The organism is Sphingomonas flavalba, from assembly GCF_047553045.1.
Lineage (GTDB): Bacteria > Pseudomonadota > Alphaproteobacteria > Sphingomonadales > Sphingomonadaceae > Sphingomonas_L > Sphingomonas_L flavalba_A.
Genome location: NZ_CP180208.1, coordinates 2004055 through 2028051, shown reverse-complemented (window position 1 = coordinate 2028051; position 23997 = coordinate 2004055). Strand labels below are relative to the sequence as shown.

The 23997-nt window shown below is 67.8% G+C and carries 22 protein-coding genes; 9 read left to right on the top strand and 13 right to left on the bottom strand.

Going from position 1 to position 23997, the window contains the following annotated elements; genetic code table 11:
• Positions 1–12: 12 nt before the first annotated feature.
• From ACMT1E_RS09675 to ACMT1E_RS09645, 7 genes are all read right to left on the bottom strand, one after another.
• Positions 13–627, bottom strand: coding sequence for a murein L,D-transpeptidase catalytic domain family protein (locus ACMT1E_RS09675; RefSeq protein ID WP_414899935.1), 615 nt, complete (start codon positions 625–627; stop codon positions 13–15).
• Entirely contained in the window at positions 624–1619 is a 996-nt protein-coding gene (locus ACMT1E_RS09670) for a L,D-transpeptidase (RefSeq protein ID WP_414899934.1), read from the bottom strand. The genes ACMT1E_RS09675 and ACMT1E_RS09670 overlap by 4 nt, the downstream gene beginning before the upstream one ends.
• Positions 1616–1978, bottom strand: coding sequence for a DUF2147 domain-containing protein (locus ACMT1E_RS09665; RefSeq protein ID WP_414903370.1), 363 nt, complete (start codon positions 1976–1978; stop codon positions 1616–1618). The genes ACMT1E_RS09670 and ACMT1E_RS09665 overlap by 4 nt, the downstream gene beginning before the upstream one ends.
• Positions 1979–2106: 128 nt before the next feature.
• Positions 2107–2787, bottom strand: a complete 681-nt coding sequence (locus ACMT1E_RS09660) for an energy transducer TonB (protein ID WP_414899933.1) — start codon at positions 2785–2787, stop codon at positions 2107–2109.
• On the bottom strand, positions 2784–3881 hold the full coding sequence (locus ACMT1E_RS09655) for an alpha-hydroxy acid oxidase (RefSeq protein WP_414899932.1): 1098 nt from the start codon (positions 3879–3881) through the stop codon (positions 2784–2786). Before ACMT1E_RS09655 ends, ACMT1E_RS09660 begins: the two co-directional genes overlap by 4 nt.
• Positions 3878–4558, bottom strand: a complete 681-nt coding sequence (locus tag ACMT1E_RS09650; protein ID WP_414899931.1) for a Fe2+-dependent dioxygenase — start codon at positions 4556–4558, stop codon at positions 3878–3880. Before ACMT1E_RS09650 ends, ACMT1E_RS09655 begins: the two co-directional genes overlap by 4 nt.
• 62 nt (positions 4559–4620) lie before the next feature.
• Positions 4621–6942, bottom strand: a complete 2322-nt coding sequence (locus ACMT1E_RS09645) for a TonB-dependent receptor (RefSeq protein WP_414899930.1) — start codon at positions 6940–6942, stop codon at positions 4621–4623.
• A gap of 205 nt (positions 6943–7147) precedes the next feature.
• Here ACMT1E_RS09645 and ACMT1E_RS09640 point away from each other — a divergent pair, with 205 nt between their 5' ends.
• The 5 genes from ACMT1E_RS09640 (at position 7148) to ACMT1E_RS09620 (ending at position 12848) form a co-directional block, all read left to right on the top strand.
• The gene (locus ACMT1E_RS09640; RefSeq protein ID WP_414903369.1) at positions 7148–7822 is read left to right on the top strand and encodes a response regulator transcription factor; all 675 of its coding nucleotides are present in this window, start codon (positions 7148–7150) and stop codon (positions 7820–7822) included.
• Entirely contained in the window at positions 7819–9129 is a 1311-nt protein-coding gene (locus ACMT1E_RS09635) for an ATP-binding protein (protein WP_414899928.1), read from the top strand. The genes ACMT1E_RS09640 and ACMT1E_RS09635 overlap by 4 nt, the downstream gene beginning before the upstream one ends.
• 61 nt (positions 9130–9190) lie before the next feature.
• Positions 9191–10222, top strand: coding sequence for an extracellular solute-binding protein (locus ACMT1E_RS09630; protein WP_414899927.1), 1032 nt, complete (start codon positions 9191–9193; stop codon positions 10220–10222).
• The gene (locus tag ACMT1E_RS09625; protein WP_414899925.1) at positions 10213–11799 is read left to right on the top strand and encodes an ABC transporter permease; all 1587 of its coding nucleotides are present in this window, start codon (positions 10213–10215) and stop codon (positions 11797–11799) included. The genes ACMT1E_RS09630 and ACMT1E_RS09625 overlap by 10 nt, the downstream gene beginning before the upstream one ends.
• Positions 11800–11810: 11 nt before the next feature.
• A complete protein-coding gene (locus ACMT1E_RS09620) occupies positions 11811–12848 on the top strand; it encodes an ABC transporter ATP-binding protein (protein ID WP_414899924.1) in 1038 nt (345 codons plus the stop codon).
• A 39-nt stretch (positions 12849–12887) separates the two neighbouring features.
• Here the strand turns inward: ACMT1E_RS09620 and ACMT1E_RS09615 are convergent, their stop codons facing one another.
• Positions 12888–13787, bottom strand: a complete 900-nt coding sequence (locus tag ACMT1E_RS09615) for an MBL fold metallo-hydrolase (protein ID WP_414899922.1) — start codon at positions 13785–13787, stop codon at positions 12888–12890.
• Positions 13788–13859: 72 nt separating this feature from the next.
• Between ACMT1E_RS09615 and ACMT1E_RS09610 the strand changes: the two genes are divergently transcribed.
• From ACMT1E_RS09610 to ACMT1E_RS09600, 3 genes are read left to right on the top strand one after another with little or no spacing between them, the layout of a single operon-like run.
• Entirely contained in the window at positions 13860–14174 is a 315-nt protein-coding gene (locus tag ACMT1E_RS09610; protein WP_414899921.1) for an ArsR/SmtB family transcription factor, read from the top strand.
• A gap of 5 nt (positions 14175–14179) precedes the next feature.
• Positions 14180–14698: a rhodanese-like domain-containing protein gene (locus ACMT1E_RS09605; RefSeq protein ID WP_414899920.1), complete on the top strand. Its 519-nt coding sequence runs from the start codon at positions 14180–14182 to the stop codon at positions 14696–14698.
• Positions 14699–14705: 7 nt separating this feature from the next.
• Positions 14706–15485, top strand: a complete 780-nt coding sequence (locus ACMT1E_RS09600; protein WP_414899918.1) for a sulfite exporter TauE/SafE family protein — start codon at positions 14706–14708, stop codon at positions 15483–15485.
• Positions 15486–15512: 27 nt separating this feature from the next.
• Here the strand turns inward: ACMT1E_RS09600 and ACMT1E_RS09595 are convergent, their stop codons facing one another.
• From ACMT1E_RS09595 to ACMT1E_RS09575, 5 genes are all read right to left on the bottom strand, one after another.
• Complete coding sequence (locus tag ACMT1E_RS09595) at positions 15513–16781, bottom strand: hydantoinase/carbamoylase family amidase (protein WP_414899917.1); 1269 nt, start codon at positions 16779–16781, stop codon at positions 15513–15515.
• Positions 16778–17971, bottom strand: coding sequence for an aminotransferase class V-fold PLP-dependent enzyme (locus tag ACMT1E_RS09590; RefSeq protein ID WP_414899916.1), 1194 nt, complete (start codon positions 17969–17971; stop codon positions 16778–16780). The genes ACMT1E_RS09595 and ACMT1E_RS09590 overlap by 4 nt, the downstream gene beginning before the upstream one ends.
• 16 nt (positions 17972–17987) lie before the next feature.
• On the bottom strand, positions 17988–19178 hold the full coding sequence (locus ACMT1E_RS09585) for a M24 family metallopeptidase (RefSeq protein WP_414899915.1): 1191 nt from the start codon (positions 19176–19178) through the stop codon (positions 17988–17990).
• A gap of 46 nt (positions 19179–19224) precedes the next feature.
• Positions 19225–21492: a TonB-dependent receptor gene (locus ACMT1E_RS09580; protein ID WP_414899914.1), complete on the bottom strand. Its 2268-nt coding sequence runs from the start codon at positions 21490–21492 to the stop codon at positions 19225–19227.
• A 157-nt stretch (positions 21493–21649) separates the two neighbouring features.
• Positions 21650–22744, bottom strand: coding sequence for an Ldh family oxidoreductase (locus ACMT1E_RS09575; protein WP_414899913.1), 1095 nt, complete (start codon positions 22742–22744; stop codon positions 21650–21652).
• Between the two features lie 478 nt (positions 22745–23222).
• Between ACMT1E_RS09575 and ACMT1E_RS09570 the strand changes: the two genes are divergently transcribed.
• The gene (locus tag ACMT1E_RS09570; protein ID WP_414903367.1) at positions 23223–23954 is read left to right on the top strand and encodes a substrate-binding domain-containing protein; all 732 of its coding nucleotides are present in this window, start codon (positions 23223–23225) and stop codon (positions 23952–23954) included.
• Positions 23955–23997: the final 43 nt, after the last annotated feature.

Below are 23997 nucleotides of genomic sequence, written 5' to 3'. Positions count from 1 at the left end.
GGAAGGCGGTGTTCAGGCGCGGTCGGCGTAGAGCAGGGTGCCCGGCGCCAGCTGGTCCATGACGAGGGCGAGGTCGGTATCGGAGAAGGCGAAACAGCCTTCGCTGCGCCCCAGCTTGCCGTGGTCGCGCACCATGCCCGGCCCGACATACCATGCGGCATGGACGACGATTGCCCGCGCCTCCGCATTGTTGTTGGTCGGATCAAGCCCGATCAGCCGCCGCGACCGGCCGTGCTTGCCGACATAGGCGTCGCCGGCGAGATAGGCGCCGGCCGAGGAGGCGAGCGAACCGGGCTCGTTGGACAGCCGCCGGACCCAGCCGCTGTGCGCCGGGTCTGAACCGCGGCCATGGGCGACGAGCAGCGGCGTGACCCGCCCACTTGCCCGGTCGACAAGGTGGAAGCGCGGCAACCAGGACGGTGCCGAAAAGTCCGCCACGGCAAAGCGGTCGCGGACGGTGACGCGCGCGCCATGCCGGTCGAGCGCCGCGTTGGCGCGGGCGATCAGCCCGGACAGCGCCTTCGGATCGCCGGCGGGCAGGGCGGCGAGCAGCGGCGAAGCGATGCCGCCCAGCGCCGCCCCGGCGGCCACCCGCAAAATCTGTCGACGCGACAGGCTGTCGGTCATTCCGGTCTGTCCTCTCCGGCGATCACCGTCAGCTTTCTGCCGGTGGCGCCGCTCTGCAACGTGTCGGTGGTTACCACAACCGTGGCGCCGGGGGCCAGCGCGGCGGCGAGGGCCTGGCGGAAATCCTCCGGCAGGCGGAGGCGGGCGCGCTCGGCCGAGCTGACTTCGGCCGGCTCGCCATCGGCGCCCTGGCCGGGCAGCAGCAGGCGCATCCAGTGGAAACCGGCCGCATCGACCGCGCGCAGCGTATAGGCGCGCGGGCCGTCGACCGTCTCGGAGATCGCGACCGGCGCCGATCCGATCGTCACGCCGTTGCGCAGGACCAGCATGCGCCGGTCGGCGGTGCTGATGACGATGGACAACGGGCCGTCCGGCGCCCGTTCCGGCCGCCACCAGGCGCGGCCGGCAAGGGTGGCCGCCTCTGCCGCCGGTTCCTGAAGAAAGCCGGGTTCCGGCGCGATCCGTGGCACTGCCGCGCGGTCGGTGACGACCACGGTCAGACCGAGGCGGGTGACAGCATAGAGCTGCTCGGCAAATTTGCGCGGCAAGCGGATGCAGCCGTGCGAGGCGGGATAGCCCGGCAGGTTGCCGGCGTGCATGGCGATGCCGTCCCAGGTCAGCCGCTGCATGAACGGCATCGGCGCGTTGTTGTAGAGGTTCGACTTGTGGTCGACCTTCTTCTGCAGGATCGTGAATACCCCGGTCGGGGTTTCGTGGCCCGCCTTGCCGGTCGAGGCGGTCGAGATGCCGATCAGCACGCCGTTGCGGTAAACATAGGCGCGCTGGGTTTCGATGCTGACGATGATCACCACCGGTCCTTGCGGCGCGATATCCGGCGCCCACAGATATTCGCCGGGCTTCATTCGTTCGACGCTGTCGGCGATCGAGCCGCTGGCAAGCGACTGGGCAAGGGCCGGGGCGGCACCGAATAGCGCCAGCAGCGGCACCGCCGCCATCAGCCGGCGCCGGGACAGGACGACGGGAGCGGTCATTCGATCCGCGTCCAGGTCTGCGACTTGCAGCCGACCCGGCCGATCAGGCAGCCGCTGCCTTTCAACGTGTTCGGGTCTATCACCTTGATCGCCCCAGAAAATGTCTTGTTGATGTCGGGCACGAACACCTTTCCACGCCAGTTGCCTGCCTTGTCCTTGCGGAAGTCGCGAAACAGCTCCAGTCCGATCAGCGTTTCCGTGCCGCCGCGCCGGGCATCGGCCTTTGCCTTTTCGTTTGCCCAGACAACGGTGCCGCACATGCTGTCTCCGCATGGCGCCGAGCGGACATGGACGCTGTTTTGCGGGTTGCGCCAGATGCCGATCGAGCGGTCTTCCGCCGCGTGCAGCGGCATGGCCATGCCCGCAGCCAGGGCCGCGCCGACCGATATCGATGCCAGCCGGGTGATCATCACCGGAACTCCCTTACGCAACGGCGCCTCATACTGTCGCCGCGCCCGCTTGGCAGCCCCAATTCGCATCGGCGCGGTCAGCCGGTCAGCACAAAGGGTATCTCCACCGTGCCGCGGATCGGCACGGCAACGCCGTTGCGGACAGTGGGCGACCAGCGCCAGCGGCGGACAGCGTCAAGCGCCGCCTCGTCCAGCCGGGCGAAGCCGCTGCTACGCGCGACGCGGATCTCGGTGACGCTGCCGTCCACGCCGAGGACAAGGGCAAGCAGCACGGTGCCCTGTTCCCGCCGCCGGCGGGATTCGCGCGGGTAGCGCGGCGGTGGGGCGTGGACCATCGATGTCGACAGGTCGCCGCCAGCCATTGGCCGCGAGACCGGGACGACGGTAGGCGATGCCGCCGGGCGCGGTTCCGACGGCGGTTCGGGGGGTGGCGGCTCGGTCATCACCGCAAGGGTTGGTGGGCGGACCAGCGCGACTGGCACGATTGGCGGTGGGATGTGGACGGCCGGGGGCGGCGGCACCACCTGCTCCGGGATATCCGGGTCGGTCGGCGGCGGAGGTGGCGCAAGGTCGAAGGTCAGCAGTTCCATCCGTACCTCCGTTTTCGCTTCGGCCGCGATGCGATGGGTGGCGATCGCCGCCAGCCCAAGCAGGTGCAAAAGCACCACGACGCCGAGTGCCGTCGGGTCGAGGCCGCCGCGCGGGCGGTAGCGACTGCCGCCGTTAGCTTCGGCCGGTTGAACGCGAGCGTGGATCATGCGGACGGCGCGAGCACAGAGCGATCGATCGCTGCGAGGGTGGGGCAGCCGGTCAACGCCATCGCCAGTTCCAGTTCGGCGCGCAGGATACGCAGTACATGGGCGACGCCGGGGGCACCGGCCGCGGCGAGCGCGAATATGCACGGGCGGCCGACCATCACGGCCGCCGCGCCGAGGGCGAGGGCGCGAACGATGTCCGTGCCGCGTCGGATGCCGCCGTCGACCAGAACCGGCACCTGGCCGGCGACCGCCTCTACCACCGCCGGCAGCAGCGCCGCTGTCGCCGGCAGGCCGTCCAGTACCCGGCCGCCATGGTTGGAGACGATAATCCCATCCACCCCGGCGGCGAGCGCGCGGCGAGCGTCGCCAGGGTCGGTAACCCCCTTGGCAAGCAGCGGCAGCCGGGTCTGTGCGCGGAGCCAGGCGAGATCGTCCCAGCCCGGTGCGGCGGCGGCGAGCGGGGTTCCAAACAGCAATGCGTCCTGCGGCGCCGGTGGCAGGGGGGGCAGGCCGCGGAGATTGACCGCCTCCACCCCCGGCGGCAGTGTGAAGCCCGCGCGCTGTTCACGGTTGCGCATGCCGGTGACCGGCGCGTCGACGGTGACGACCAGCGCGCGGTACCCCGCCTGTTCGGCCCGACGGACCAGCGCCGTGGTGAAGGCGCGATCCGGCTGGATATAGAGTTGGAACCACAGCGGGGCGGGGCTGACCGCGGCGATTGCCTCGATCGTTTCGCTGGCCTGAGTGCTGACCACCATCGGCGTACCGAGGGCGGCGGCGGCCGCGGCCGTCGCCCGCTCGCCATCCGGGTGAGCGAGGCGCTGGAAAGCGATCGGGGCGATGAGGATCGGCGCGGTCATCTCCGTCCCGAACAGGGTGGTGCGGGTGGTGGCGCCGGACAGATCGCGCAGCACCCGCTGGCGCAGCTGCAGCCGCGCCCAGGCCGCGTCATTTTCGGCCAGCGTCGCTTCGTCGCCGGCCCCGCCCGCGAGATAGGCCCAGGCGCCAGCGCTTAGCCTTTCGTGGGCGAGCGCCACATAATCGCCGACGGCGGCAACCTCCGCCGGGATGCGGGCGAGCGGCGGCAACGTCATGTTTCGGCCCATTCGCGCAGCAGGTTGTGATAGAGGCCGGTCAGTCGCACGACCTCCGGTTCCGCCGGATCGCGGGCCGATAGCGCCTGGATGCTGTCGTCGAGAGCGAGCAGCATCGTCCGCCGCGCTTGTGTTCGGACGATGCTCTGCACCCAGAAGAATGCGGCGAAGCGCATACCGCGCGTTACCGGCGTCACCTGATGCAGCGAGCTCGCCGGGTAGAGCAGGAGATGGCCGGCCGGCAGCTTCACCGGCTGGTCGCCGGCACCGAATTCGGCGATCAGCGCGCCGCCGTCATAGCTGTCCGGTTCGCTGAGGAAGAGGGTGGCGGACAGATCGCTGCGGACCCTTTCCCGGCCGCCGGGGGCGGTGAATATTGCGCTGTCGACATGGCGACCATAGGCGCCGCCGCCAGCATAGCAGTTGAAGCGTGGCGGCAGCACACGCAGCGGCAGCGCGGCGGCGATGAAGCGCGGCATTGCCGCCAGCCGGTCGACGATCGCGGCGCCGAGCGCGCGGCCGAGCGGATCGTCGTCGGCAAGCTGGAGGTTGGTTTTGGCCTGTGCCGCGACATGCCCGGCGGTGCCGGCGCCGTCCCGCCAGGCGGCCTGTTCCAGCCGGGCGCGATACCCGGCCGCCTCTTCGGGGCTGAGCACGGCCGGAATCTGGATGAGCATCGCAACCTCCGTCCATGCGCCGTCCGGAGGGACCCGGACGACGCACGGACTCCCCCTTGTCCCTAGAAACGGAAGCCGAGGCTCACGAGGAAGCTGCGCGGCGCCCCTAGGCTGGCGCGGGTTCCGTTCCAGTTTGTCGACAGCGCATACTTCTCATTAGCGATATTGTCGATGTTGAGGCGGATATTGACGGTTTCGGTGACATCATAGGCAAGCATCGCATTGACCAGCGTATAAGCCGGCAGTTTGCCGAAGATGCCGTTGGGGATGACGCGGGTCGCATCGTCCGGCCGCCCAAGGTAGGACGAGCCGACATGCTGGACGCCGGCGCCGATGGTCAGGCCGAACGGCAGGCGGTAGCTGGTCCACATCGTCGCCTGGAAATTGGGCGTGAAGGCCAGCCGGTCGCCATTCAGACCCGAGGCCGGGAAGCTGGCGTTGTAGTCGCCCGGATTGCCGAAGCCGAGGGCGGTTTCCATCGCATCGCTCAACCGGCGCTTACTGTCCATGACCAGTATGCCGCCGAAGATGTTCCATTCCGGCGTGACCTGGCCGCTGACGCTGAATTCGCCGCCCTGGACGATCAGTTTCTGATAGCCCTGCAGGCTGTTGCTGCCGGTCGCGGCCGGGCGGCCGACGACAGGGACGTTGCGCTTTTCACCCCGGAAGCCGGCCAGTGCCAGTGACAAACCGCCGTCGAACAGGTCGAGCTTGGCGCCGACCTCATAGTTGTGCGAGCGCACCGGGCGGGCGCCGTCGACGAGGCCTGGGAAGACGTTGTCGCCGGTCCGCGACGCATCGGGGTTGGACAGGTAGGAACCGGCCGGCAGGGCAGAGGTGCCGAAGGAGGCATAGAGGCTGGCGTTTTCCACCGGCTTCCAGTTCAGCCCGATGCGGCCGCCCCAGGTGAAGGGCGAACGGCGGAAATTGTCGAAGGCGCCGGTCGGCGCGCCGGCCGTCGTCAGGCTGTCGATTTCGACGCGGTAGCCTTCGCCGCGCACGCCGCCGCTGATCTCGAATTTGTCGCCGAACGAGATCGTGTCGAACAGGTAGACGGCGAAGGTCTCGATATCGGCGCGGGCGATCTGCGTCGGGGTGAACGGCGCGGCGCCGACACGGCGCGGATCGGGGTCGAACAGATCAGTGGCGCCCGATGCCGGTACGCCATTACCCGAACGCAGCGCGTCCGACTTTTCCCAGCTTAGCTCAACGCCGGCCGCGACCGAATGGCGGGCGACGCCGGTATTGAACTGCGCGTTGACCGAGGTCAGGTTGCTGATGCTCTTGTTGACCCGGTTGTAGAACAGCGTGTTGCTGTTGACGGTGTCGGGAGCGACAAAGCCGGTCGGGATGGTGAAACGCGCGTGCCGCTTCACCCGCGACCAGCGCGTCTGGTTGGCGAGAACGAGGCCGCTGACCGGTTCGTAGGTAAACCGCGCGAGACCGGCGTCGCTGGTCGCGTCGTCGAAATCGGTGACGAGGCCGTAATAGGCGTCGCGCGGTGCGCCACGGGTCGCCGGATCATAGCGGAAGGTGTTTTCGATCGCCGCGCCGGGCACGCCCCAGTCCGGCCGGTCGTCGCGCTCGACATGTTCCCAGGATAGCGTGGCGGTGAAGTTGGTGCCGAGGCCTATCGCGATCGACGGCGCGACGCCCCACAGCTTTGCGCGGGCGAGCTCCCGCCCGGCGACGCCGCTATCTTCGACGACCGCGTTCAGGCGGACGGCCGCAAGGCCGCCGAGCGACTGATTGATGTCGATGGCGCCGCGCTTGCGGGCCTTGCTGTTATACTGGTCGAAGCCGTAGCTGACGTCGCCTGCCACGAATGTGTCGAGGACCGGCTTCTTGGTGTTGATGTTGACGAAGCCGCCGGCGCTGCCGCGGCCGTTGTCGGCGGCGGCGCCCTTCACCACTTCCACCGATTCGGTGTTGAACATGTCGCGGGCGTAGCTGCCGGAATCTCGCGCATTGTCGATGAACACGTCACCGCTGGCGTCGAAGCCGCGCAGCGAGAAGTTGCTGGCCGAGGTGCCGAAGCCGTTTTCGCCCGCGTTGAAGCTGATTCCCGGCGTGTTGCGCAGCACTTCCGACAGGGTGCGGGCGCCACGGTCGCGGATCACCTCCTGTGGGATCACGCTGACCGTTTGCGGTGTATCGAGCAGCGGCGCGGTGCTTTTCGCCGAATCCCGTTCCGCCCGGTTGTAGCTGTCGTCGATCGCCGTGTCGGTGACGGTGACGCCGCCGAGGCGCTGTGCCGCGTCGCCCTGCGCCAGCGCCGGGGAGGCGCCCGCCATCAGGCCGGCACAACCGAGCGCGAGCAGCGCGCTGGGGGAAACGGGCGTCGTCGCATCGTTTCGCATGACAGCCGGGACGTTCTGGTTCACTATGATTCTCCGCCTCAGAATGATAATTACTCGCAATTGCAGCGCGCAAAGGCGGAAACCGGGCGGGGCTGTCAACCAATCGCGGGGCAGGTAAGAATAGAAAATGCTGACGCAACAATTCCGCAATAATCAGGCGGCCGGCGCGGTGGGGCCTGTGCCGGAAGCGGCGTCGGCGACGGTGCTGATCGTCGATGACGATGCCGGCATGCGTGCCGCGTTGCTGAAGGTGCTGCGCGCCAACGGTTTTCACTGCCTGGCGGCCGCCGACGGCACCGAGATGGCGGACATGCTGGCGCGCAGCCCGGTCGACCTGATCCTGCTCGACGTGATGCTGCCGGGTGCTAGCGGGTTCGACATCTGTCGTGACCTGCGCCTGCGCCAGGGCAATCCGGTGCCGGTGATCATGATCAGCGCGCGCGGCGCGGAAGCGGATCTGGTCAGCGGGCTTGAACTGGGAGCGGACGATTACATCGCCAAGCCGTTCGGCGACAGCGAGCTGCTGGCCCGGGTGCGGGCAGCGCTGCGCCGGGGACGGATGCCCTATGCCGCCTGGACGCCGCCGGTACGGCAGATGCGGTTTCTCGGCTGGACGGTGGACCTGCTCCAGCGCCAGCTGTTCAGCCCGTCGGGCGCCCGGGTCGAACTGACCGGCGCGGAATACGATTTGCTGATCGCCTTGCTGGAGAACCCGCAGCGGGTGATCGGGCGCGAACCGTTGCTGGAAATGTCGCGCTCCCGCCTCGGCAATGCGTCCGACCGGTCGATCGACGTCCATGTCTGTCGTCTGCGCCGCAAGCTGGGCGATGAAGAGCAGCGCGCCCTGATTCGCACGGTACGCGGTGTCGGCTACATCTTCACCCAGCCGGTCGACCGCATGTGAAGCGCCCGGCGCGCTGGTTCGACGGTCTGCGCGCGCGGATGGCGGCGGCGCTGCTGGTCGCGCTGCTCGCCCAGTTCATTGGCGGCGAGATCATCTTCGAGCGGATCGAGGCGGCGCGCATCGAGCGCGCCCATGCCCGCCGGCTGGCGGAGCGGCTGGTCATTGCGGGCAAGCTGGCGGAAAGCCATGCCGATGCGGTGACGGCGATGAACGGGCTGTGGGCGCCGTCGCTGGTCGTCGCCCGTACCCCGGTGCCGCCGGCCGGGATGGGCGGCGCGGGCCGGGCCGATCTGGCGGCGGTCGCCGAGGTGATGGTCGCGGCACGGCCGCAACTGGCCGGCGTGCCGCTGCGGCTTGCCCGTGACGGCGCGACGCTGCGCGGCGGTGTCCGCCTTGCCGACGGAAGCTGGCTGCATTTTCGAGAGACCGATTATTTTTCCGGTAATTCCATGTTGCTGCATTACACCGCATCGGTACTGTTGCTGGTCGCCTGCGTGGTGCTGATGGCGCTGCTGTTCGGGCGGATGCTCGGCCGACCGCTGCGCCGCATCGCCGAGGCGGCTGAACGGGTGGGCGGCGCCGAGGCGGTTCCAATTGCCGTGGAAGGCCCGCGCGAGGTGCGTCAGGTCGCCGCCGCGTTCGAGCGGATGCAGGCGCGGCTGCTGAACCATGTCCGCGAGCGCGAACAGTCGCTGGCCGCGATGTCGCACGACCTGCGCACCCCGCTGGCGCGGCTGCGCCTGAACCTGGCGACGGTGGAGGACGGCGAGACCCGCGCCGCGTTAAAGGAAGACGTGGCGGAGATGGAGACTTTCGTCACCTCCGTCCTCGATTATCTGCGTGGTGACGAAGCAGAGCACGCCCAGCGCGCCGATGTCGCTTCGATCCTGATGACGGTGGTCGATGAAGCGCATGACCGGGGGGAAGCGGTCGATTATCACGGACCGGATCGGGTCGAACTCCTGACCCGGCCGGTCAAGCTGAAGCGGCTGATCCGCAATATTGTCCAGAACGCGACCCGCCATGCCGGGAGTGCCCGCGTGCGGTTAGAAGCCGACGCGGTCGCCGTCGTCATCTTTGTCGACGACGACGGTCCCGGCATTCCCGAAACGCAGATGCAGACGGTGTTCGAGCCGTTTGCGCGGATTGACCCGGCGCGCGGTCGCCATACCGGCGGCGTCGGTCTGGGGCTGACCATCGCCCGGCGCCTGAGCGAGCGGCTGGGCGGCACCATCGCCCTGGCCAACCGGGAAGAAGGCGGGCTGCGCGTGACAATATGCCTGCCGCGGCTCGACCGATTGACTTAGTTGAGAATCGTTTTCAATCACCCTAGGCAGTACCGGTCTTTAGCTGCCAATGGAGGCACTGTTGCGCAAGTTCCTGCCCCTCGCCATGTTTGGACTGACTCTTCTGGCCGCCTGCGCCGACGGCAAGAAGGAGGCTGGCGAGCAGGTGGTGAACCTGTACACCGCGCGCCATTATGACAGCGATACACCGCTTTACGAACGCTTCACCCGCGAAACCGGGATCAAGGTCAACCGGATCGAGGGCAATGCGAACGAACTGATCGCGCGGATGAAGAGCGAAGGGGCCAACAGCCCGGCCGACCTGTTCATCACCGCCGATGCCGGGGCATTGTGGCGCGCCCAGCAGGCCGGCCTGTTTCAGCCGGTCCAGTCCGACACGCTGAACGAACGCATCCCCGCCAATCTGCGCGAACCGAACGGCAACTGGTATGGCTTCATGCGCCGCGCCCGCGTCGTCGCCTATGACGCGGCCAAGGTGAAGCCGGAGGAGGTCGATGATTACGAGAAGCTGGCCGGGCCGCGCTTCAAGGGGCAGATCTGCGTTCGGTCATCCGACAGCATCTACAACCTGTCGCTGGTCGGCGCGCTGATCGAGGCGTGGGGGCCGGAGCGGGCGGATCGCTGGGTCAAGGGCATTGTCGCCAACATGGCGCGACCGCCGGAGGGCGGTGATCGCGACCAGATTCGCGCCGTTGGTGCCGGTGTCTGCCAGGTCGCGCTGACCAACAGCTATTATTATATCCGCATGGCGAACGGCGACAATGCGGGTGACCGCGCGGTGACGGAGAAGGTCAAGCTTGGTTTCCCCAGCCTTGACGGCAAGGGCGCCCATGTGAACATTTCCGGTGGCGGTATCGCCGCCAACGCGCCGAACCGCGACAACGCGCTGAAGCTGCTGGAGTTTTTCGCTTCCGCCGAAAGTCAGCGGCATATTTCGCAGAATAACAACGAGTTTCCGGCGTCCCCCGACGTGGCCGCGCCGCCGCCGGTCGACGCCTATGCGAATTTCACCGCCCACCCGATGGATGCCGTTGCCTTTGCTGGCCGTCAGCCGGAAGCGCAGTCGATGATGAGCGCGGCGGGTTGGCGCTGACGCCAGCCCTGACCGTTTCACTGCCGCGACCGTCGCCGCTCGCCGCCCTTGCCGGATTGGCGGGGGCGGCGGTGGCATTGCCGTTGATCGGAGTGGTGCTCGCCGCGTTCGGCGGCGAGACCGCCGCCATCGCGACACGCGATATCCTGCGCTATGCGGCGACGTCGGCCTGGCTGGCGCTGCTGGTTGGCGCGGTGACGGCGGTTGCCGGCACGATCGCCGCCTGGCTGGTGGTCATGCACCGTTTCCCCGGGCGCGAACTGTTTGCCTGGGCGTTGGCGCTGCCGCTGGCGGTCCCCGCCTTTGCTCTTGCCTATGGCTATGCCGACTTGTTCGACGTTGCTGGTCCGCTGCGGACTGCGTTGCGCGGCGGGGTGGGCATCGACCTGCCGTTCGGCATGCGTGGGGTCGGGGGCGCCGCGTTTGTTCTGTCCTGCGCGTTCTATCCCTATGTTTATCTGGCGATGCGTGCCGCCTTCCTCAACCAGTCGGTCAACGTGCTGGAAGCAGCGCGGATGCTGGGGTGCGATGGGTGGTCAGCGCTGTGGCGGGTCGGACTGCCGCTGGCACGGCCGGCCCTGGCCGCCGGCGTTGCGCTGGCGGTGATGGAAACGCTGGCGGACTATGGCGCGGTCCAGTTCCTGAGCGTCCAGACGCTGACAACGGGCGTGGTGCGTGCATGGTCGGTTTATGGGTCGACGGCGAGTGCGGCGCGCTTCGCCTTGCCGCTTCTTGTCACCGCCGCGCTGTTGCTGTGGATCGAGCGGCGCGGACGCAAGGGGCGGGCGCACGAATCCGGGCGGGGGCGCTGGCGTTCGATCGAGCCGCGCCGGATTTCCGGCGTCGCTGGCTGGGCGGCGTCGGCCTTCTGCCTGTCGCTGTTGTCGGCCGGGTTGTTGTTGCCGGTCGGCTGGCTGGCGTGGAACCTTTGGCGCACCTTGCCCGATTGGCCGCGGCTGGCGGATGCGGCGCTGCACAGTCTGATGCTGGGCCTCGCCGGCGCGTTCGTCACCGTCGCGCTGGCGACGATGCTGGCGCTGGGTAGCCGGCGGCTGCCGATGGCGGCGCGGCTGGCGAGCCTTGGCTATGCGACGCCGGGGGCGGTGATGGCGATCGGGCTGCTGGCGCCGGCCGGGGCGATCTGGGCACTGGTGCCGGGGTCCGGTGCCGCGGTTGCGGTAGCGCTGTTGATCTACGCCTATGCCGCCCGGCTGATGGCGGCGGCGCTGGAGCCGATCGACGCCGGGCTGACCCGCGTTACTCCGTCGATGATCCAGGCGGCGCGCACGCTGGGGCGGAGCGAGGCCGGGGCGGCGATGGCGGTCGAGCTGCCGGTCGCGCGCGGCGTGATGCTGACCGCCGGGCTGATCGTGTTCATCGACATATTGAAGGAATTGCCGGCGACGCTGATCCTGCGACCGTTCAATTTCGACACGCTCGCGGTAATCGCCAACAATTATGCGCTTGATGAGCGGTTGGGGCAGGCGGGGTTGCCGTCGATCCTGATCGTCATGCTGTCGCTGCCCGCCGTGGCGTGGCTGACCCGGCGGATTGCGCGGGCGCGGCCGGGCGCATAGGGGATGCCGCGGTGAATGATCCGATCCTGGAGGTTCGCGCCGTCACCCGCCGCTATGGCGCGCGACAGGCGGTGGACGCGGCGAGTCTGCGGCTGGACGCGGGCGAGATCGCCTGTCTGCTCGGCCCGTCGGGCTGCGGCAAGAGCACGCTGTTGCGAATGGTCGCCGGGCTGGAGCCGGTCGACGGTGGTGAGATCGTCATCGGCGGGGATCTCGTCTCCGCGCCGGGCCGGACCACCCCGCCGGAAACACGGGGCGTCGGGCTGGTGTTTCAGGACCTGGCGCTGTTTCCGCACCTGAGCGTCGCCGATAATATCGGTTTCGGCATCGGTGATCTGCCGCCGGCCGCGCGGGCGGAACGGATCAGGGAATTGCTCGACCGCTTCCATGTCGCGCATCTGGCGAGGGCCTTTCCGCATACCCTGTCGGGTGGAGAGCAGCAGCGGGTAGCGATTGCCCGCGCGCTGGCGCGGGCGCCGGCATTGCTGTTGCTCGACGAGCCGTTTTCCGGGCTGGACGGCCATTTGCGGGCGGAGGTGCGCCAATCTGTGCTTGCCGATCTGCGCGCGACCGGCGCGGCCGTACTGATTGTCACCCATGATCCGAATGAGGCGATGCAACTGGCGGATCACCTGATCCTGATGACCGACGGCCGCATCCTCCAGACCGGAGCGCCGGAGCAATGCTATCGTGTCCCGGTGTCGGCGGCGGCGGCGCGCCTGCTTGGCGATGCGATCACCGTGCCGGTGCGGATCGAGGATGGCGCCGCTCATGGCACGCTGGGCATGTTCCCGGCGGCGGGGTTGGCCGACGGGGCGGGCGAGTTGATTCTGCGACCGGAAGTGCTGCGCCTTTCCCCCGAGGGCGTTGCCGGGGTGGTGGAGGCGGTGCGCTTTGCCGGGGCAGGCCATGTCGCCGATATCCGGCTGGGTGCGCTGCGGGTTTCCTGCCCGGTGACGGGCACCCCGCCGCGCGCCGGCGATATGGTCGGGGTTGTGGTCGACCCGGCGGGCGTGCGGGTATTCCCAGCGTCCGAGTCGCAGGGTTGAGCGGGGGAGCAGCAGCGCCTTCGCCGGTGTTCGCCGGGGTTATATGCCGCCTGGCGCGGCATCGCCGACCGGGCCGTTTTTGTGGCGCACCGGTATCTTCAGATAGGAGACTCCGTTTGTTTCCGCGCGGGGCATGCGGCCGGCGCGAATGTTGACCTGAATCGACGGCAGCAGCAGTTTCGGCACGGCCAGCGTCCGATCCCGTTCCTCGCGCATTGCGACGAAATCCTCCTCACTGACGCCGTCATGGACGTGGATGCTGGCCCGGCGTTGTTCGCCGACAGTGGTTTCCCAGCGATAGTCGTCGCGCCCCGGTGCCTTATAGTCGTGACACAGGAACAGGCGGGTGTCGTCGGGCAGGGCGAGCAGCCGCCAGATCGAGCGGTAGAGGGCGCGGGCATCGCCACCCGGAAAATCGGCGCGGGCGGTGCCGTAGTCGGGCATGAACAGCGTATCGCCGACGAAGGCGACGGTGCCGATCCGATAGGCGATGTCGGCCGGGGTGTGGCCGGGAACGTGCATCACTTCCACGTCCAGTTCGCCGAGTGCGAAATGTTCGCCGTCGGCGAACAGCCGATCGAAATCGGAACCATCGGTGTTCAGGTCATCAAGCGCGAAGACCGGGCGGAAGATGCGTTGCACCTGCCGAATATGCTCGCCGATGCCGATCCATGCGCCGGTACGCGCCTTGATGTATGGGGCGGCGGACAGGTGGTCGGCATGGGCGTGGGTTTCCAGCACCATGGCAATGGTCCAGCCATTGTCGGCGGCGAAGGCGACGATCCGCTCCGCCGAGCGGGTGTCGGCCTCTCCGCTGGCGAGGTCGAAATCGAGAACCGGATCGATGACCGCCGCGATACGCGTCGCCGGGTCCCCGACCAGATGGCTGATCGTGTTGGTCGGTTCGTCGAAGAAGGACGTGATGAACGGGGTTGTCATGCGCTGCCTCCAATGTTGGTTGACAATATATAAGAATATACTAAATTAGCAATACCTAATGGAGTAGACGCGATGACGATGGCGCCAATGGACCTGGCGACGTTCGAGGCGAAGGCTGCGGCGGTCGCCGACATGCTGAAGGCGATCGGCAACGGCCGCCGGCTGATGGTGCTGTGCAAGCTGGTCGAGCATGGCGAGATGACGGTCGGCGACCTTGCCGGGGCGATCGGTCTGTCCCAGTCGGCGTTGTCGCAGCATCTGGCGCGGATGCGCGAGGAGGGGCTGATCGCCTTTCGCCGCGAGAGCCAGACGTTGTGGTACCGGATCGCCGATCCGCGCATCGAAGCGCTGCTCGCCACCCTCTACCAACTCTACTGCAAGGAGTAGCGGCCATGGCGATACCGACCCTTTCCCCACGCGAGGCGGAGCGCGCGATCGCGGCGGGCGCATTGCTTGTCGACATTCGAGAGCCGGATGAATTCGCCCGCGAACATATCGCCGGTGCGGTCAATGTTCCGCTCGCCGCGCTTGACGGGCTGGCGCATGGCGGCCGGCCGGTTCTGTTCCATTGCCGGTCGGGAGCGCGCACCGCCGCCTGTGCCGGAGCGTTGGAGCGCGCGGCGGGCGATGTGCCCTGCCACATCCTCGACGGTGGCTTGCAGGGCTGGCGCGCGGCCGGGTTAGCCACCCGTGTCGATCGCCGTCAGCCGCTGGAGATCATGCGGCAGGTACAATTGGCGGCCGGAGGGTTGGTGTTGACCGGCATGGTGCTCGGCCTGCTGGTCGCACCGGGTTTTTTCGCGATCCCGGCTTTTGTCGGCGGCGGGCTGATTGTTGCCGGGGCGACCGGATGGTGCGGCATGGCGCGGTTGCTGCGGGTGATGCCGTGGAACCGCCGGGTGATGGCCTGAGCCGGCGATGACCGCGGCGACCGTGGCGGCCGCGCTCGCTTCCGGCGGGCTGATCGGCGTGATCCTGGGGCTGGTTGGCGGTGGCGGGTCGATCCTTGCGGTGCCGTTGCTGGTTTATCTGGTCGGCGTTGAGTCGCCGCATGTCGCGATCGGCACCGGTGCGGTCGCGGTTGCCGCCAACGCGCTGATCGGCCTTGTCGGCCATGCCCGCGCCGGCACGGTCAAATGGCCTTGCGCGATGACCTTCGCCGCTGCCGGTGTCGCCGGTGCGGCGATGGGTGCCGAACTGGGTAAGGCGATCGACGGTGAGCGGCTGCTGACGCTGTTCGGCCTGCTGATGATCGGTGTCGGTCTGTCGATGCTGCGCGGCCGCCGGGTGCCGGAGGCGCCCGACGTGCGGCTGACCGCCGCGAGCGCCGTGGCGCTGCTCCCCCGGCTGATCGGCATCGGGCTGGCGGTTGGGCTGGCGGCGGGGTTTTTCGGGATTGGGGGCGGTTTTCTGATCGTGCCGGGGCTGATCGCGGCGACGGCGATGCCGATCACCTATGCTGTCGGCACGTCCCTGGTCGTCGTCACCGCGTTGGGGCTGACGACGGCGAGTTCCTATGCCCTGTCCGGGTTGGTCGCCTGGCCGTTGGCGGCGTTGCTGGTCGTCGGCGGGCTGGGTGGCGCTGTCGCTGGTCTGGCGATCGGCCGGTGTATCGGCCCTCGTAAAGGCCTGCTGGAAAGGCTGTTCGCGCTGCTGGTCGTCGCGGTCGGTGCCTATATTGCGCTGACCGGGCTGTGACCGGGGGCGGGGGTTTCCCGCCCCCGGTCAGACGAAGCGCGTTGCCACCTCTTCCGCCGCCAGCGCCAGCGCGCGGCAGCCGGCGACGATGTCCGCTTCGGCGGTGTCCTCGTCGAAGCTGTGGCTGATGCCGCCGATGCTGGGCACGAACAGCATGCCGGTCGGCATCAGTGGCGCCATGAACTGGGCATCGTGGCCGGCGCCGCTCGGCATCCGCCGCCAGCGGCCGGGCGCGGTGCGCTCTGCCGCGCGGGCGACGATGGCGGTGACCGCCTTGTCCATAGGAGTTGGGCGGTAATCGAGGATCTGGCGCACCGTGCAGCCGACCGGGCCATCGTTCTTCCCGGTTTCAAGGACAAGCCGCATCAGTTCGGTCTCGAAGCGGTCGAGCATCGCCAGATCCGGCCCGCGGAACTGGACGCTGATCGTCGCACCGGCCGGAACGATGCTGGGCGCGTTGGGCGCGATCTCTATCCGGCCCATCGTCCAGACGATCGCGTCGTCGGCCGCGTCGGCATAGCGCGTGTCGAGCGCGGCGGCGAAGCGGATCATCGCCAGCCCGGCATCCTTGCGCAGCGCCATCGGCGTGGTGCCGGCGTGGTTCGCCTCGCCCGAAAAGGAGACCAGAAATTCGCGCGCGCCGACGATGGCGGTAACGACGCCCAGCTGATCGCCGCTGCGGTCGAGCACCGGCCCCTGTTCGATATGCGCTTCCAGATAGGCCGCGTGGCGGGCCGGATCGGCGCCGCGCGGCGGCAGGTCGGCATAGCCGGCCTCGGCGATCGCATCGGTCAGGCGGACGCCGGCATCGTCGGCCGCCGCCGCGATCTCGTCATCGGGCAGCAGGCCGCAATAGGCGCGGCTGCCGAGGAAATGGGCGAAGCGCGCTTCCTCGTCGCTCCAGCACACCGTGTCGATACCAATCGCGGTATCAAGCGCCGCTTCGCGCGCGGCGCGGGCGATTTCCAGCCCGATGATTACCCCCATCGCCCCGTCGAGCCAACCGCCGCGCGGCTGGGTGTCGCCGTGCGAACCGATCAGCAGCGCCCGCGCGTGGCGCGGGTCGTGGGCGAAGACGTTGCCGACACGATCGAACGTCGCGACCAGCCCGGCTTCCCGATAGCGGTCGGCCAACCATTCGCGGGACTGCACGTCGAAGGCGGAGAGAGCGCGGCGGACGACGCCGGTTCCGTCCGCGCCGAAGCTGCGGAAGGTGCGCATGTCGGCCATCAGCCGTTCCGCATTGATCCGTATGGCGCCGCCGGCAGCCGGCGGCGCCGCTGCGGGCGCGGTCATCCGTCGGCACTCACCATCAGCGGCCGGATCGCCTTCAGCCCATCGATCAGTGCCTCGACATCGTCCGGCGTGTTGTAGAAGTGCCAGGCGGTGCGGACGTTGTTGTCGCGGTGCGAACTGGTGATGTTGCGTGCCGCCAGCATCTCCACCGCCTGCGCCGCGTCGTGTGCGCGGATCGCCACCTGCGGCCCGTGCCGGGCCGGGTCGCTCGGCGTCGCCGAGACGAAGCCTTCCTCCGCCAGCCGGGTGAACAGCACGCCGGTGATATGGTCGATCCAGGTCGACACCTTGTCGACGCCGACCGACTGGAGCAGTTCCAGCCCGGCGACGCTGTCGTAGATCGCGCACAGCGCCGGCGTGCCGATCTGGAACTTCGCCGCGTCAGGCGCCTCGACATGGGCGTCGATCCGCATCGCGTGCGGCGATTCCTGTCCGAACCAGCCGGTGACCGTCGGGTGAAGCTGGTCGTGAAGTTCCTCGCGGACATACATCATCGCGACGCCCGGCGAGCCGAGCATGAACTTGACCGTGCCGGCGACAAGGATGTCGACATCGGCGGCACGCACGTCGAACGGCCGGCTGCCGCAGCTTTGATAGTCGTCTAGGGCGAACAGCGCGCCGGCGGCATGCGCTTCGCGCGCGACACCGGCGGCGTCGAGCCGGTGGCCGTTCTTGTAGCAGACGTGGGAGGCGGAGACGATCGCCACGCTCTCGTCGATCTGCGGGGTGAAATATTCGGGCCGGATCAGCCCGTCCGCATCGGCGGCGACCTGGCGGATGCGGGCGCCGCGCCGTTCCTGCACGCGCCACAACTGCGTCACCGACGGGAAGCTGTAATCGTCGAACACGATCGTCTGGCGGTCACGCCAGTCGAAGCAGGACGAGACGACGCCCAGCGCCTGCGTCGCCGCATAGCAAAGGGCGATCTCGTGCGGCTTCGCGCCGATCAGGGCCGCGAAGCCGTCACGAAGCCGGTCATGCTGCTCCAGCGCCGATTCCCAGCTCGCCCCCTGTTCGATGCGATCGTCGAGAAACTGGCGATGCGCCTTTTCGACGACATCGGACACGGCGCCCATCGCGTTGTTGGCGAGGTGCACCTTGTTCCGAAAGATCGGGAAGCGCTTGCGGAAGGCCAGGACCTCCGGCAGCAGCGCTTCCGCGGACGGGATGGGTGTGGAATGAGCATTCATGACCGGCATGCCTCCGTCATACCACCACGGCGTCGAGCGGGAAGTCGCCGGTTGTGACTTCGGTGCCCGTCTGGGTGATGATCATCGTCTGACTGATGTTGATCACTTCATGCCCGAAGTAGATCAGCCCCGGCGTGGTATGGAAAACCATGCCCTTCTTCAGCACCTTCTCGCTATCGCGGCGCAGGTCGATGATGTGGCCTTCACCCCAGTCAGGCGGATAGGAGATGCCGACCGAATAGCCGAGCCGACGACCAAGGCCGTCGTTGAAGCCGGCATCGAGGAACGCCTTGTTGCCCGCCGCGAACACCTCGCCCGCCGTCACGCCGTCGCGCGCGGTGGTCAGGATGGCGTGGAGCGCGGCCTTGCACGCATCCATCTTGCGCAGATAGTCGTCGGACGGCTGGCCGACCACGCCCATGCGGAACATCGCGCAGGTGTAGCGCTCGACACTGGCCGAGATCTCGTAAGCCAGCGCATCGCCCTTGCCCATAAGCCGGTCCGACCATGTCGAGTGGGCCAGCGCCGGGCGCGGGCCGGTGCCGAGGAAGGTCGGCAGGCCCTGATAGCAGCTGCCTTCAGCGATCAGCACTTCGTTGACGCGGGCGGCAACGGCGCGCTCGGTCACGCCTTCGCCGGCGACTTCGAAGCCGGCGGCCATCGCCTTGGCGAGGATCTTGCCGCCACGGCGGATATAGGCCAGTTCCGGTTCCGACTTGACCGAACGCATCGTCTCGACCAGCGCCGGGGTGCCGACGAAAGTGCCGCCGGCCTTGGCGACGCCGTCGCGCAGCCGGTCAAACTGGTTCGGGGTCAGGAAGAAGGTTTCGCTCTCGTAGCCGATGCGCTTGCCGGCGACGCCCAGGTCCTGAAGCAGCCACAGCGTCGCGGCGACCGGGTCCTGCACGTCTTCATATTCGACGACCAGGCGGGACCAGCTGCGGCCGAGGGTGTTGGTCGCTTCCAGTTTGCGGATGACGTTCACCGGCAGGTGATCATGGGTGACGACGCACGCCTGATACCAGTAGTAACCCGGCGTGTCGTGGCCGGTCAGATAATAGAGATTCTCCGGCGCGAAGCAGACCAGCGCGTCCAGCCCCTGTTCGGCCATCAGCGCACGTGTGCCGGCCAGGCGCCTTTCGAACTCCGCATCTTCGAACGCCGTCGGTTCGACGAGGGGGCCGGTGCCCTGATTAATGAAGAACATTGTTACTCCTTCGATGCTGCTTGCGAATGTGGGAATGGGAGGGGGCCTAGAAGCGGACGCCGAACTGCGCCCCGAAGATGCGCGGTTTGCTGCCCCAGACGTTGAAACGGAAGTCGAGCCCGCCGATCGACGCGGCGCGGGCATAGTATTCGGTGCCGGTCAGGTTCTCGATGAAGATCGAGGCGTTGAAGCGGTCGCTCGGGTCGCTCCAGAAGGCGCGCAGGTTGATCCAGCCGTAGCTGCCCTGCTTGTCATAGGGGCTGTTGGCGATGTCGAGGTCGCTCTTCGACTGCCAGTGGAAGTCGGCCTGAAGATCGATCTTGCCGAGCGCGCCGTCATGGACCGTCGGCCGGATCATGCCGTTGATCGACACCGCCGGACTGTTGACGAAATTGTTGCCGTCCAGCGCCAGCGGCACCCGGCCGTAGTTGCGGGTAACGGTGACGCCGGCCGGTGCGTCGATCTTGGTGTTGAGCAGGCCGACCGACAGGCTGGTGCGCAGCCAGCGCGCCGGCTTCGCCGTCAGTTCTGCTTCGGCGCCGTAGGAGACGAGGTCACCGATACTGATCAGCGAGGTTGAGCTGAGCGAGGTGGTGGCAATCGCCTGCTTATCCTTGGTCGTCGTATGGAACAGCGCCAGGTTCAGCTGTGCCGCACCGTCGAACAGGCCGCTCTTAGAGCCGACTTCGAAGCTGAACGTCTTTTCGGCCCCGACCGGGTTGGCGTTGGCCAGCACGCCGCCGAGGAAGGTGACGTTGAATTCGCCGCTCTTATAGCCCGACGAGGCAGTGCCGTAGAGCAGCCAGTCACTGCTCGGGCGCCATTCGAGGCCGGCGCGCCACGACACATTGTCGTCCTTGATCGCGAAATTGCCGCTGTTGATCGTCGCGCAGCCGCTGAACTGGTCGCAGGTATCGATATGGGCGCGCTTGCTGTCGCGGGTGTAACGCAGGCCGCCGCTGGCGGTGACCGTCGGTGACAGTGGGTAGTCGACCTGGCCGAACGCCGACCAGCTCTTGGTCCGCACCAGGCCCATCGTATCGAAATCGGACGGGGTGGCGGCCAGTTCCTCCACCGACAGCGACGCCCGGCGGCGGTCGTTGAAGTAGAAAGCACCGACCGTCCAGTAGAGGCCGCCTTCGCCGCCAGACAGGCGGACTTCCTGCGAGAATTGGCGCGCCTTGACCTTGAACAGTTCGGTGTAGTTGAAATCGCCGTAGTTGCCGATGCCGACATCCGACGCGTCGACGTCGTCCGCCAGATTGCGCTTCAGCTTCATATAGGCGGTGATCGCGGTCAGCGTGACGCCGCCGAAATTCCAGTTCAGCTGCGCGTCGGTGCCGTACAGATTGACGTGGTCGGGCAGCGTGTCCGGCGTATGTTCGCTATAGCCGCGGTTCGGTTTCGGATCGGCGACGCGGTAGCCGGTTGCCGACATGCACTGGCCGCCGAGGACCGCCGCCGGGGCGCATTCGTTGCCGCTGGCGTCGAGCCGACCCATATAGGGAAACAGCGGATGGACGTTGCGCTGCCGCGTGCCATAGCCGCGCAGGTTGAGTGTCGCGTCCTCGCCAAGGTCGAAGGCAAGCTGGGCGCGGCCGGACAGGGTATCGGTCTTGCCGAAGCGGCCGCCGCCGGAACCGAGGTTCTTCTGATAGCCGCCGTCGACGTTGCGCTGAATGGAGATGCGCCCGCGCACGCCGGGCGCCAGCGCGCCGCCGACGGCGCCTTCGGCAATGAACTGGCTGTAGCTGCCAAACTGGACGTTCGCATAGCCGTCGAGCAGCTCGGTCGGCCCGCGCGAGACGAAGTGGATCAGGCCGGCGCTGGCGTTGCGGCCGAACAGCGTGCCCTGCGGGCCGCGCAGCACCTCGACCCGCTCCAGATCGAACAACTGCGAGCCCTGGCCGGCGGTGGCGGCGACATAGACGTTGTCGACATAGACGGCGACCGGCGCCTCATTGACGTCGGATACGTCGATCAGCGCCTGGCCGCGCACGTTGAACTGCATCGACGTGCCGGGGTTGCTGGCCGACAGATTGGGGATCAGGCCGACGAGGTTGGCGGCGGTGCGAACCTGCAGGTCGCTGATCGTATCGGACGATAGAGCGCTGACCGCGACCGGCGTGTCGTTCAGCCGCTGTTCGCGGCGCTGGGCGGTGACAACGATGCTGTCGTCGTCATCGGCATGGGCGGCGGCACCGGCCGCAGGCGCCTGCGCCAGCACCGGCATGGCGGTGGAGCCGAGCAACGCGGCGACGCAGGATAAGCAGATCCGGCGGGCAAGAGGATTGGCGGGGCGGCTGGTCGTCATGTTCACTCTCCCTGAAGGCGACTTTGCTGTCCGTCCTGCCCTTTCCCGGTGTGCTGTGTCGCGTCGACTGTCGGCGATCTGGAACCGGGGTGGGCGAAGTGGGTGGAGGTTCGCCCCGAACCGCCGGCGGATAAATTGCGGTTTTGTGATAGGGTCATCACGAAGCCGCCACCGGGGTGGGCAGCGCGACGCCGCGGCGGGTGGAAACCGCCTGTATCATGGCCCAGTGCCGCGCGCTGACCGCAATGCCGGCGCTGCGCCGCATCGCCGCCAGGCGCGCCGCGCGGTCGCCGGGCAGGCGAACCGCCTCGAACCCGTCGGCGGGCGGCATCGCGCGCAGCGCTTCCGCGAAGGCGGCGACGTTGGCTTCGAACCGGGCGAGCGGCACGAAGCGGGCGATGTCGATGACGCACAGGAACGCGCCGACCCGGGGCGGGCGGGCCATCGACCAGTCAGTCTGGTCGCGCGAGGTGCCGTTGCCGCTGAGCAGCCCGGCGAGCAATTCGACCATCAGCAGCAGCGCCGCGCTGCGCACGCCTTCCGGCAGAATTGCGCCGAGCAGGGCCGGTTCGCGCGCCGCGAGGTCGCTGACGATGCTTGCCGGGTCTGAACGATAGCTGCCATCGGCGGCCGCGACCACTGGCGCGCCGGTGACCAGCCCGGCGCGCCCGGCTTCGACCAGCGTGCCGATCGAATAGGCGGCGCAGCACATGTCGATGACGATTGGCGTACCCGCGCCGGACGGCACGGCCAGCGAGAAGGGGTTGGTACCGAACGCGGCCGACCGACCACCCCATGGCGCGACGCTGGCCGGCCCGGCGGTGTTGGCGGCAAGACCGATATAGCCGTGGTCGAGCGCCTGCATCGCATAGTTGGCGGTCATAGCCATATCGGTGCCATTGGCGATGCAGCCGATGGCGGCGCCGCTTTCCGCCGCCATCGCGATTAGCCGGTCCATCGTCCGCGTCGCCACGACCTGACCGACCCCGCCGCCGCCGTCGACGGCAAGGGTCGCCGCCGATTGCGCGGTGACGTTCAGCGGAACACCGAAACGCGCGCCGCCAGCCTCGACCATCGGCAGCGCCCATTCCAGCCACAGCGACAGGCCCTGCGTATCGTGACGCAGGTCTGCGGTGGCGAAGCAGCGGCTGTACAGCGCGGCTTCCTCCGTGCTGGCGCCAAGCGACAGGGCGACATCCGCGTAGAGGCGCTCGATCTGGCCGAACGGAAGAATTACGGCGGGTTCGGCCATCGGTGTCGATCTCCTCACGGGCAGTTCTGCATGGCGGGTTTGTCGAAGTCCGCCGCCCGCTGCCGGACCCTAGAAGGCGGTCGCGCAGTCGATGAATAGTGGAATGGCAATGGGGCCATCGCTGGCTGACAGGTTTTTCTGCGCCGCATCATGGCTGCTTGACGGTTCCCTGCCGCGTCTACATCCTAGCTGCATCGTAAAACGGGGGCGTGAGACAGGAATTTGGGCGAAATGCAATGATTACCCGCCTGCAGCCTTCTGACATCAAGCTGTTGCGTTTGTTCGTTCAAGTAGCCGAGAGCGCCGGGTTCAGCGCCGCCGCGCGAGCGACGAACATTACCAGTCGACGATCAGCATCCAGTTCAAGCTGCTTGAGCAGCGGCTGGGCGTGCCATTGTGCCGCCGTGGCCGGGCCGGTTTCACCCTGACGCCGGAAGGGCGGCGAATCCTGGAAGCGGCCCGGCAGCTCGAACAGGATATGAGTAGCTTCATCGCCAGCGCGTCTGAAGTGACGCGCGAACTGCACGGCTCGCTGTCGATCGGCGTGTCGCAGGTGGTGTCGCGCGATTACGCGCTGGCCGGGCTGCCGGGGCTGATCAACCGCCTGCACGGCCGCAATCCGAAACTCAGGATCAGGCTGGAGGTGCGCAGCTCCGCTGAACTGGAGGACGGCATCGACAAGGGCGAATTCGATATCGCCTATATGGAAACCGGCTTCCTCCACCGCGACCTGGAAACGATCGCGTTGTTCGATATGCATTCGAACATCTACTGCGCCAGCAGCCATCCGCTGGCTGAGGTTGCGGACAGCCGGATCACCGACGCGTTGCTGAAAAGCTTTCCATCGGTGGTGTTCGACATCAATGCGCCGTTCATCAACCCGCTGCGCGGCGACGACAGCGAGGTCACATCCTCTTCGGAATCATCGATCTTCTTCATCATGTCGGGCGCTTATGTCGGCTATCTGAGCGATGTGCTGGCAGAGCCGTGGTTCGGGCGCGGCGACCTGCGCCGGATCGCGCCGGAGCGATACGGTTGCAACTTCCCCGGCGGCCTCGTCTTCCGCAAGAGTTCGCTGTCGAACCCGATCATCCTGCACGCGATAGAGACGGCGCGAGAACTGAGCGAGCTGGGGGAAGAGGGTGGCGATGCGTCCATAGCGGCGGATCAATATGGCCATCGCATCAGCGCAATGGAGCAGGGGGGGTGATTGCCATAGCCTCGGGCTTTTCGCCGTGAGGAGGCCCGTCACC

Coding starts and splice junctions, on each gene's coding strand:
- ACMT1E_RS09640 (WP_414903369.1), top strand. CDS start 7,148: ATGCGTGCCGCGTTGCTGAAGGTGCTGCGCGCCAACGGTTTTCACTGC.
- ACMT1E_RS09650 (WP_414899931.1), bottom strand. CDS start 4,558: ATGCTCATCCAGATTCCGGCCGTGCTCAGCCCCGAAGAGGCGGCCGGG.
- ACMT1E_RS09610 (WP_414899921.1), top strand. CDS start 13,860: ATGACGATGGCGCCAATGGACCTGGCGACGTTCGAGGCGAAGGCTGCG.
- ACMT1E_RS09675 (WP_414899935.1), bottom strand. CDS start 627: ATGACCGACAGCCTGTCGCGTCGACAGATTTTGCGGGTGGCCGCCGGG.
- ACMT1E_RS09615 (WP_414899922.1), bottom strand. CDS start 13,787: ATGACAACCCCGTTCATCACGTCCTTCTTCGACGAACCGACCAACACG.
- ACMT1E_RS09665 (WP_414903370.1), bottom strand. CDS start 1,978: ATGGCCATGCCGCTGCACGCGGCGGAAGACCGCTCGATCGGCATCTGG.
- ACMT1E_RS09595 (WP_414899917.1), bottom strand. CDS start 16,781: ATGACCGCGCCCGCAGCGGCGCCGCCGGCTGCCGGCGGCGCCATACGG.
- ACMT1E_RS09605 (WP_414899920.1), top strand. CDS start 14,180: ATGGCGATACCGACCCTTTCCCCACGCGAGGCGGAGCGCGCGATCGCG.
- ACMT1E_RS09570 (WP_414903367.1), top strand. CDS start 23,223: ATGAGTAGCTTCATCGCCAGCGCGTCTGAAGTGACGCGCGAACTGCAC.
- ACMT1E_RS09655 (WP_414899932.1), bottom strand. CDS start 3,881: ATGACGTTGCCGCCGCTCGCCCGCATCCCGGCGGAGGTTGCCGCCGTC.
- ACMT1E_RS09670 (WP_414899934.1), bottom strand. CDS start 1,619: ATGACCGCTCCCGTCGTCCTGTCCCGGCGCCGGCTGATGGCGGCGGTG.
- ACMT1E_RS09600 (WP_414899918.1), top strand. CDS start 14,706: ATGACCGCGGCGACCGTGGCGGCCGCGCTCGCTTCCGGCGGGCTGATC.
- ACMT1E_RS09580 (WP_414899914.1), bottom strand. CDS start 21,492: ATGACGACCAGCCGCCCCGCCAATCCTCTTGCCCGCCGGATCTGCTTA.
- ACMT1E_RS09660 (WP_414899933.1), bottom strand. CDS start 2,787: ATGATCCACGCTCGCGTTCAACCGGCCGAAGCTAACGGCGGCAGTCGC.
- ACMT1E_RS09575 (WP_414899913.1), bottom strand. CDS start 22,744: ATGGCCGAACCCGCCGTAATTCTTCCGTTCGGCCAGATCGAGCGCCTC.
- ACMT1E_RS09590 (WP_414899916.1), bottom strand. CDS start 17,971: ATGAATGCTCATTCCACACCCATCCCGTCCGCGGAAGCGCTGCTGCCG.
- ACMT1E_RS09585 (WP_414899915.1), bottom strand. CDS start 19,178: ATGTTCTTCATTAATCAGGGCACCGGCCCCCTCGTCGAACCGACGGCG.